The 9,636-nt window shown below is 40.3% G+C and carries 10 protein-coding genes; 8 read left to right on the forward strand and 2 right to left on the reverse strand.

Annotation, left to right across the window (positions count from 1 at the left end; genetic code table 11):
• Positions 1-114: 114 nt before the first annotated feature.
• From sppA to AC1DSB_RS08860, 5 genes are all read left to right on the forward strand, one after another.
• Positions 115-1,128, forward strand: coding sequence for a signal peptide peptidase SppA (sppA, locus tag AC1DSB_RS08840; protein WP_477586493.1), 1,014 nt, complete (start codon positions 115-117; stop codon positions 1,126-1,128).
• A 13-nt stretch (positions 1,129-1,141) separates the two neighbouring features.
• Complete coding sequence (locus AC1DSB_RS08845; RefSeq protein WP_477532904.1) at positions 1,142-1,735, forward strand: RDD family protein; 594 nt, start codon at positions 1,142-1,144, stop codon at positions 1,733-1,735.
• A gap of 37 nt (positions 1,736-1,772) precedes the next feature.
• Positions 1,773-2,279, forward strand: a complete 507-nt coding sequence (gene tpx, locus AC1DSB_RS08850; RefSeq protein WP_477547078.1) for a thiol peroxidase — start codon at positions 1,773-1,775, stop codon at positions 2,277-2,279.
• 109 nt (positions 2,280-2,388) lie between these two features.
• Complete coding sequence (locus AC1DSB_RS08855; protein WP_477532901.1) at positions 2,389-3,318, forward strand: class I SAM-dependent methyltransferase; 930 nt, start codon at positions 2,389-2,391, stop codon at positions 3,316-3,318.
• 63 nt (positions 3,319-3,381) lie between these two features.
• Positions 3,382-4,581 (forward strand): acetate/propionate family kinase, encoded by a 1,200-nt coding sequence (locus AC1DSB_RS08860; RefSeq protein WP_477532902.1) that lies wholly within the window; start codon positions 3,382-3,384, stop codon positions 4,579-4,581.
• A gap of 546 nt (positions 4,582-5,127) precedes the next feature.
• On the opposite strand, the gene AC1DSB_RS08865 is transcribed toward AC1DSB_RS08860, so the two are convergent.
• Entirely contained in the window at positions 5,128-5,577 is a 450-nt protein-coding gene (locus tag AC1DSB_RS08865) for a universal stress protein (protein ID WP_477532903.1), read from the reverse strand.
• A gap of 430 nt (positions 5,578-6,007) precedes the next feature.
• Between AC1DSB_RS08865 and ald the strand changes: the two genes are divergently transcribed.
• Positions 6,008-7,126, forward strand: a complete 1,119-nt coding sequence (gene ald, locus AC1DSB_RS08870; protein WP_016426674.1) for an alanine dehydrogenase — start codon at positions 6,008-6,010, stop codon at positions 7,124-7,126.
• Between the two features lie 403 nt (positions 7,127-7,529).
• Here ald and AC1DSB_RS08875 read toward each other — a convergent pair whose 3' ends face one another.
• Positions 7,530-8,630, reverse strand: coding sequence for a M24 family metallopeptidase (locus tag AC1DSB_RS08875; protein WP_477586496.1), 1,101 nt, complete (start codon positions 8,628-8,630; stop codon positions 7,530-7,532).
• Between the two features lie 107 nt (positions 8,631-8,737).
• Between AC1DSB_RS08875 and AC1DSB_RS08880 the strand changes: the two genes are divergently transcribed.
• Entirely contained in the window at positions 8,738-9,418 is a 681-nt protein-coding gene (locus AC1DSB_RS08880; RefSeq protein ID WP_477532899.1) for a metal-dependent hydrolase, read from the forward strand.
• A 106-nt stretch (positions 9,419-9,524) separates the two neighbouring features.
• Positions 9,525-9,636, forward strand: a 112-nt coding sequence (locus AC1DSB_RS08885) for a hypothetical protein (protein WP_477586498.1), incomplete at its 3' end; no start/stop codon positions are given.

The following is a 9,636-nucleotide window of genomic DNA, read 5'->3' on the forward strand; positions in this document are numbered from 1 at the left end:
GGACAATATTGTCACGACCTTTCCGTTAATACTTGTCGTTATTTTAGCATGTTCTGAAACATTACGGCATGTTATTCGTATTACGTTAAGAGTAGAAAAAGGAGGATTATCAAATTGAATGCAAAACGTTGGATTGCTTTAGGTTCTGCAGTACTATTATTTGGCTTGTCTATCATCATTAATATGGCGTCTATTGCTTTTAGTACTGATTGGACATCTAATTTWGAAAACATGCTGGCTTTGCCAGAAAGTGAGTATTCCGAGAGCGTACTGGAAGTTGGGGATACATCTAAACGTATCGCTGTATTAACAGTGGACGGAGTCATTCAGGATACTGGCGAGGCTACTTCACTTTTTGGAACAGCCGGTTACGATCACCAGTTTTTCATGGACCAACTGGAAATGATTAAAGAAGACGATACAATTAAAGCCGTGGTCTTGCAAGTGAATTCGCCAGGTGGCGGGGTTGTCGAGTCTGCGCAAATTTATGATAAAATTAAAGAAGTGCAAGAAGAAGTTGGCATACCGTTTTACGTGTCGATGGGCAGCATGGCTGCATCAGGCGGATACTATATCTCTGCGCCTGCAGATAAAATTTTCTTGAATAAAGAAACACTGACAGGTTCCATCGGCGTCATTATGGAAAGTGTCAACTACGGCAAACTGGCTGAAAAATATGGTGTTGATTTTGTTACGATTAAAACAGGACCGTATAAAGATATTATGAGCCCAACCCGTGATATGACGGAAGATGAGCGTGCGATGCTACAGGACATGATTAATGAATCGTATGAATCATTCGTAGATATTATTGAAGAAGGCCGTGGCATGACAGAAGCTGAAGTGAAGAAAGTGGCAGATGGACGCATTATGAATGGGCGTCAGGCAATTGAAGCCGGTCTTGCGGATGAATATGGATATTTGGAAGACGTAATTGAAGCTGTTCGTAAAGACTTTGATTTAGAAGATGCAGAAGTGATTCAATATGAATACCCACAAGGCTTCTCTAGTCTATTTTCTGTGAAAGCTCAATCGTTGTTAGGTGGAGACGCGGAGTCACAATTGATTGGCCGTTTACTTTCGGATTATAACGCACCTCGTATGATGTATTTATACGGTGAGAAGTGAGGAGGAATAGTAAATGACTGATCGATATGATCCGAATGAACATGAATCATCAATTAAGGAAGCAGTGAATCCTGTTTCACCGAATCCAAAATATACAGTTCAGAATAGTGAAGAGTTTATCCTGAAACCTGCTGGCTTTTGGATTCGATTCTGGGCATATTTAATAGATTTACTTGTCATTTCATCCGTTACTTCAATTGTCATTTATCCGTTGTTCCGTATATTCGGATGGGATGTTCAAGGGACAACATGGTATGCACCGATAGGGTTCATCACAGGGTTTATTTTCTATTTATATTTCGTACTAATGATGAAGTTTTTCCAGCAAACTGTAGGCAAAATGATTTTTGGGTTGCGCGTCATCGCATTGCAAAGCGAATCACTGTCTTTAAGCACCATTTTGTTCAGGGAATGGATTGGCCGCTTTTTCTCGGCAACAATCTTGCCATTGTACTGGGTAGTCGGTTTTACACCTAAAAAACAGGGGTTGCATGACTTCATAGCAGATACGATGGTTATCCACGAGCAAACGTATGAAAAGAAGGTTATCACTACTTACCAGCCTGTTTCCGAATCAAGTCAGTTGCAACCGCCAAATGCATTCTAGTAAGATGTAGGAGTATGAAGGAAAGGGAGGCGTTATCATGGCACAAATTACATTTAAGCAAAAACCCGTAACATTACTTGGCAAAGAAGTAACAGTAGGTGACACGGCGCCAAATTTCACAGTATTAGCTAACGATCTTAGCCCGGTTACATTGGAAGATTCAAAAGGGAAAACAAGATTAATCAGTGTGGTACCATCTTTGGACACAGGTACATGTGATACACAGACGCGTAAATTCAACGAAAGCGCTGCTGAACTTGGAGACGATGTTGTCATTCTGACGATCTCGAATGATTTGCCATTCGCTCAAAAACGCTGGTGTGCAGCTGCTGGAATTGATTCAGTACAAACACTTTCCGATCACCGTGATTTATCGTTTGGTGAAGCATATGGAGTGGCAATAAAAGAATTAAGATTGTTGGCACGTTCAATCTTTGTAGTAGATAGCAATGACAAAGTTACATATGTTGAGTATGTTTCTGAAGCAACTGAACATCCTGATTATGAAAAAGCAATCGCCGCTGTTAAAGCAGCACAAAAGTAAAATCCAGAAACCCACTCGACTATAGAGTGGGTTTCCCATTTGCTCAAAAAAATATTATTATTTTGCGCCAGCATACGTGCAAGATATGTTTGTCTAAAAGGAGAACTTCATGAACAGTTCGATGGAACAGTTATTTACATTTATCGATGAACATGCAAAAAAAATGCAAACAACAGAAGACTTAACGTATATTGAAGGTGTTTTGGAATCGACAGAAATGTGGTTGGATGGTGATATAGAACCGAAAATCCCGACCCTCCAAAAAGAAGATATCCGAAAAGCGATTCAACTTGCTATTTTAAAAGGCATGAAAGAACATGTTCAGGCACATCATCAAATGACCCCTGATTCGCTTGGTCTGCTTGTTGGCTATTTCGTAGATCAATTGACGAAGGATAAACAGCAAGTCTCGATTTTGGATCCAGCGGCAGGAACGGGCAATTTATTATTTACTGTAATGAACTTTTTGCAGGATAAAGCCACAGCCACTGCTGTCGAAATAGATGATATGTTGATTCGTCTTGCAGCATCTACTGGTGACTTGTTGCAGCAACCTGTAACTCTATACCGACAAGATGCGTTACAACCTTTATTGATTGATCCATCCGATGTTGTCATAAGTGATTTGCCGGTGGGTTACTATCCCGATGATAAAACTGCTGCGGGTTATGAGTTGAAAGCGAAGGAAGGCATGTCTTTTGCACATCACTTAATGATCGAACAATCTATCAGACACACGGTTGACGGTGGATACTTAGTATTCCTTGTCCCTCAAGGGATTTTTGAATCACCACAAGCGAAAGAACTTCACGCTTATTTTGCCAACCATGCTTGGATTAAGGCAGTTGTGCAATTACCTGTGAACTTATTCAAAAATGAAGCTCATGCAAAGAGTCTATTGGTGCTCCAAAAGAAATCTGCTGACTTGAAACAGCCAAAAGAAGTGTTACTGGCAAAAGTTCCAAATATGTCAAATAAAGAAGCCATGGCTTTGTTCTTCGAAAAAGTTAAAATGTGGCATCAAGAAAATACGAACTGATAGTTGTTCGCCTCTTTTTTCACCTGTACAATGACTGTATAAGTGGAAAAGGGGCGTTTTTTTATGACTAATATATTGGCAATCAATGCTGGAAGCTCATCGTTAAAATTCCAATTGCTTCAGATGCCTGAAGAACATGTTGTGGCTAAAGGATTAATCGAGCGTATCGGATTGAAAGAACCTATCTTTTCCATGACAACGAATGGGCAGAAAGTCGAATTCATCGAAAAGATTACAAATCACCAGGACGCAGTTCAATTACTCCTGCACCATCTGATAGAACAGAAAGCAGTGAATTCGCTACAGGATATCGACGGCATCGGACATCGATTGGTACATGGTGGTGAAGAGTATAGCGATTCCGTATTAATTGATGATGAAGCCCTTATAGCATTTGAAAGACTATCGGATTTGGCACCACTCCATAATCCTGCAAACATTGCCGGAATCATCGAATTTAAAAAAGCATTACCGCATGTGCCTGCCGTGGCAGTTTTTGATACCGCATTTCATCAGACCATGCCTGAAAGTTCCTTTTTATATTCTATTCCTTACGATTACTATAAGAAATACGGTATCAGGAAATATGGCTTTCACGGAACTTCGCACAAATATGTAACAGGACGAGCTGCAGAATTGCTGAATCGTCCAAAAGAGACCATTCGACTGATATCCTGCCATTTAGGTAACGGAGCCAGTATCGCGGCAATCGATGGGGGACGCTCGATCGATACATCAATGGGGTTCACACCTCTAGCGGGTGTCACGATGGGGACCCGTTCAGGGAATCTGGATCCAGCGCTTATACCTTTCTTGATGGAAAAGACCGAAAAAAGTGCAGAAGAAGTATTGGATGTCTTGAACAAAAAGTCTGGAATGCTTGGTGTATCAGGATTTTCAAGTGATTTGCGCGACATAGAAATGGAAGCTTCGAAAAATAATCCGCGTGCTCAATTGGCTCTCGACGTGTTTGCAAACCGCATTCATAAATATATCGGTTCCTACGCAGCCCGCATGAATGGAGTCGACGCCATCATTTTCACGGCAGGCATCGGAGAAAACAGTGAAATAATCCGTGCAAAAGTATTGGCGGGTCTTCAATTCATGGGCGTCTACATGGATCCAGACTTGAACAAAATTCGCGGAAAAGAAGCATTTATCAGCTTCCCACATTCCCCGGTAAAAGTCATTGTCATCCCGACGAACGAAGAAGTGATGATTGCAAGGGATACAGTGAGATTGTCTGGTTTACAAGGTTTTTGACACGCTAAACTGAAACTTCGAGGCACCATAACCGAACAACGGAAAGATCGAAGCAAAGTAATGCTGACGCTTACTAGGTTGCATGTGAATATCGATATTCCACAGCTACGCTTTCCGCGGGCTTGCGCCGAACTAACTCAAACTGATCGTTCGAGTGGATTTCGACACTTCGCTTTTCCCGCTGGAGTCTCCGCTGTTTTGCTCCATATTTCGGAAGAAATCAACTGTGATAAAAGACTTTATACGGAATGAGACAGAGGAATTAAGAGGTATATAGTTTTGAATTATTTTAGTTTTAGGCTACGTGAGGTTGGCTGGTATGAATAAGTAAAACGTTTCGTCTCATCTCATAACCATGGGGACTAGTGTTTGAGACGAGTTTGATTGATAAATGGTGAGGTTTGAACGATAAATCCTCAGGTTGATCGATAAATGTTCGATTCTGATTGATAAACTACTCAGTTTGATTGATAAATTTTTCACAATCTCAAATCAATAATAAAAAAAACCCAAAGACTCCTGCAAAGAGCCTTTGGGTTCTATTGGTTAATCATGTTCTTCAGTACGAACGACGAGTACGTCACATTTTGCTGCCCGAACGATATGTCCAGAAACGCTGCCGATTAGGAAACGTTCAACTGTGCTCAAGCCAGTCGCTCCACAAATGATAAGGTCTGCTTCCACTTTGGCTGCAACTTCTCTTGCAATCAATGTTTTAGGAGAACCGTAATCAACAAACACATTTACTTTTGTCACGCCAGCCGCTTCTGCTTGCTTCTTATAATTGCCAAGTAGGTCTTCCGCAAATGATTGTGCACGGTCTGCGATGGAACGGTCATAAGCTTCGATTGCAGCAAATGAGCGTGTATCAATAACATTAACGAGATTCAGTGTGGCGTTATTGCGTTGTGCAACTCCAATTGATTTTTTGAAAGCCCATTCCGCTTCTTTGGAACCATCCACTGCAACTAAGATGTGATTGTATGAAAGTGTCATGTTAAATCCTCCTTCAAATTTGTCTGTCGTTAATATAGTTCTTTAAAGGAGGTGTAATTCCTGCTTTTTAACGAAAGATCTTCGACAAGTATCGTCTATTTTGTGACAAATGATTTATTAAGAACAAGATAAACAAATGGAACTGATTACAAAAGCCATCATGCCAGGTGAGGTTCTTTAGGAATGAGCAAGTGTGGGACAACCTCAAGTCCATATTGTTCAAAATTGCCAATATTTATCCGTGCCATATTTCTTTTACACCGTCTTCCTTTTTTCTGATTAGTCCAATAATATATAATTGAAATGTTTTTGAAGCAAATTTCAATTATATCTGATAGAWTGGATTTGCTTTCATCAGTTTTAAAAATGTCGATTCATTCGACTTATTAACATTACTCATTTTACATAAATGACTTAGGAGGGTTTTTCAATGAGAATTGGAGTGCCAACAGAAATAAAAAATAATGAAAACCGCGTAGCAATGACGCCTGCAGGTGTTGTTAACTTATCTGTTTTCGGTCATGAAGTATTTATCGAAGCAGGAGCTGGACTTGGTTCTGGATTTACAGATGAAGCTTACTCAGATGCAGGGGCAACAATTGTTGCAACCGCAACCGAAGCTTGGTCTCAAGATATGGTCATGAAAGTAAAAGAACCAATTGCTTCTGAATATGGTTACTTCCGTGAAGGGTTAATCTTGTTCACGTACTTACATTTAGCACCTGAACCTGAATTGACTCAAGCTTTGGTCGATAATAAAGTAGTTGGAATTGCATACGAAACTGTTCAACTTCCAAACAACTCATTGCCATTGTTAACACCAATGAGTGAAGTGGCTGGTCGCATGTCCACTCAAATTGGTGCTCAATTCTTAGAAAAAATCCATGGTGGTATGGGAATTTTATTAGGTGGAGTACCTGGTGTATCCCGTGGTAAAGTAACAATCATCGGTGGCGGTATTGCAGGAACAAACGCTGCACGTGTAGCTATCGGAATGGGCGCAGATGTGACAATCATCGATTTAAGTCCAGATCGCCTTCGCCAACTGGAAGACTTATTCGGTCGTGATGTACAAACATTAATCTCAAATCCATTCAACATTGCGGAATCAGTTAAAGATTCTGATCTTGTAATTGGAGCTGTATTAATTCCAGGGGCTAAAGCTCCGAAACTTGTAACAGAAGAAATGATCAAATCAATGAAACCTGGTTCAGTTGTAGTCGACATTGCTATTGACCAAGGCGGAATTTTTGAAAGTTCTGACCGTATTACAACGCATGACCAACCAACTTATGAAAAACATGGTGTAGTTCATTACGCAGTTGCGAATATGCCGGGTGCAGTTCCACGTACATCTACAATGGCTTTGACGAACGTAACAGTTCCTTATGCTGTTCAAATTGCAAACAAAGGTTATGTACAAGCTAGTTTAGATAACAGTGCGCTTCTAAAAGGTATTAACACACTTGAAGGACATGTAACTTATCAAGCAGTTGCTGACGCACAAGGACTTCCATACGTTGCCGTTGAACAACTATTAAATAAATAAGATGAAGCCCCTTTTAGCTGCAAAGTGAGAAGGGGCTTTTTTGTGGGCTATGTTAATTGTTGCTGTTGATATTCCGAAAAACAGCTACGCTTTCCTAGTGTGATGTTCAAGACTATTTTGCTCCTGCGGTTACTCGTCGCAGTGATGCTCCATATCTATTACTGTTCTCTTTGGTGAGTGTAGTGGAAGGCGGCGAAATCATGTGCTCCTGCGATTACTCGTCGGAAGATATTGGCCATTCGTCCAAATTGGAAAAGAATTCAACAATATAGTTTAACAGAGCCTTTTTGAAAAAATGATTTATTGCACCGCATCTATATAGTTGTTTCTTGATTTCATTCCAACATAAAAGACCTGTATCGCTCAAAAAGCGATACAGGTCTTTTATGTTTTATATAAGTATTTATGCTGTCGGAATGATAACCAATTCTTTCGGGTACTTCGTAAGGACTTCGACGCCATCTTTAGTGACAACAACATCATCTTCTATACGAACGCCCGTGATATTCGGATCATAGATTCCAGGTTCAATTGTGAAGACCATGCCTTCGATCAATTCCATTTCATTATTTCCTGTTACAGAAGGGAATTCATGTACAGAAATTCCTAGACCATGTCCGAGGCGATGGGTAAAGAATTCACCGTATCCTGCTTCCGTAATCACGTCACGTGCAATCTTATCTAGATCCATCGCACGAACACCTGGTTTTACAGCATCCACTGCATCTTGCTCTGCTTTTCTTACAGTTTCATACACTTCTTTTTGAGCGTCAGATGGCTCGCCGAAAGATACAGTACGGGTAATATCTGAACAGTATCCTTTGTAAATGACGCCTAAATCAAACAGGACGAAATCACCTTTTTGAATTTTACGGTCACCTGGTTTACCGTGTGGTGACGCGGTTTTTGGACCACTCAATACCATCGTATCAAATGACATATGGGAAATTCCTTTTTTCTTCATTGCCAGTTCAATCGCTGTCAGAATTTCAAGCTCCGTTTTGCCTTCAGCAATTTCGCTGACACCCACTTCGATTGCATAATCTGCATAAGCAGCTGCTTGACGTAAGATTTCCAATTCTTTTTCATCCTTGACCACTCGCATGGCATTCAACTGGTCGTCCAATCGCGTAAACGATGCTTGAGGGAACAGTTCCTGAAGTGCTTCCAAACGTTCAACCGTCATATGCGATTTTTCAATGGCAAGTTGGGAGATTGTGATTCCTTTCTTTTCGATGGCTTCTTTTAATAGTTGCCAAGGATTGTCTGTATCCTGATGGCCTACTGTATCAAAAGACCWACCTGCTGCTTTTGCGTCAGGCACTTCCATTTTAGGACAAATCATCAACGGTTCTGCATTTTGGAATACCACAACACCCAACAAACGTTCATGGGGATTGCTGTGGAAACCCGATACGTAAAATACGTTGTCGGGTGTTGTAATAAATGCAGCGTCTATATTATTTTGTTTTAAATACGAAGAGATTTGATTGATTTTGCTCATATAAGCACTCCTTTATAACTTTATCTCCTCTAGCATATCAAAAAAAAGGAGATTCGACATTTTTATCGTATACTTATCAAATAGCAAAATAAAGGAGGTTCAAACTTATGTATGTATCATTTCACGGACATTCAGTTGTCAAAATAAAAACGGGTGATTATACGATATTGATTGACCCATTTATTACAGGAAACGACTTGACTGATTTAATAGCAGAAAATGAAAAGCCAAATGTCATTTTATTGACGCACGGTCATAATGATCATGTAGGGGACACGGTAGCGATTGCAAAAGCGAATGACACATTAGTTGTTGCTCCATTTGAACTTGCAGAGTACTTGTCTTGGCAAGGTGTGAAAACACATGCAATGCATATTGGAGGAGCAAGACAATTTGAATTCGGGAAAGTTAAATTTACTCAGGCTTTCCATGGGTCATCCTATGAAACGGAAAATCAAGAAATTATTTATACCGGAATGCCAGCAGGAATTTTATTTATGGCTGAAGGGAAAACGGTCTACCATGCAGGAGATACTGCATTATTTGGTGATATGAAATTGATTGGTGAAAGACATCCTATTGATTTGGCGTTTTTACCAATAGGCGACAACTTCACGATGGGTATTGATGACGCAGCCTATGCGGTCGAGTTATTGAAACCAAAAGCTGTCGTGCCGATTCACTTTAATACGTTCCCGCCAATCAAACAAGATCCTCAAGACTTTAAGGCAGCTGTCAAAGATGCCATGGTCCATATCCTGAATGCTGGGGACGGAGTAGAATTGTAATCCAAAACACGGAAGTCACTGACTTCCTGTGTTTTTTTATTTAATTAAAAAGACGGCTTTGTGATACACTAAGAACAGAACGATTGTTTGGGAAATAGGTGAATTCATGGCTACAAAACACGAACAAATATTACAATATATTGAGTCTTTACCCGTGGGAGATAAAATCTCAGTAAGACGAATAGCAAAAGAACTTCAGGTGAGTGAAGGTACTGCAT

Source organism: Paenisporosarcina sp. P4_E4_2 (genome assembly GCF_056401595.1).

Excerpts from the sequence above, each read along its gene's own strand:
- AC1DSB_RS08845 (WP_477532904.1), top strand. The coding sequence starts at position 1,142 with ATGACTGATCGATATGATCCGAATGAACATGAATCATCAATTAAGGAA.
- tpx (WP_477547078.1), top strand. The coding sequence starts at position 1,773 with ATGGCACAAATTACATTTAAGCAAAAACCCGTAACATTACTTGGCAAA.
- AC1DSB_RS08855 (WP_477532901.1), top strand. The coding sequence starts at position 2,389 with ATGAACAGTTCGATGGAACAGTTATTTACATTTATCGATGAACATGCA.
- AC1DSB_RS08860 (WP_477532902.1), top strand. The coding sequence starts at position 3,382 with ATGACTAATATATTGGCAATCAATGCTGGAAGCTCATCGTTAAAATTC.
- AC1DSB_RS08865 (WP_477532903.1), bottom strand. The coding sequence starts at position 5,577 with ATGACACTTTCATACAATCACATCTTAGTTGCAGTGGATGGTTCCAAA.
- ald (WP_016426674.1), top strand. The coding sequence starts at position 6,008 with ATGAGAATTGGAGTGCCAACAGAAATAAAAAATAATGAAAACCGCGTA.
- AC1DSB_RS08880 (WP_477532899.1), top strand. The coding sequence starts at position 8,738 with ATGTATGTATCATTTCACGGACATTCAGTTGTCAAAATAAAAACGGGT.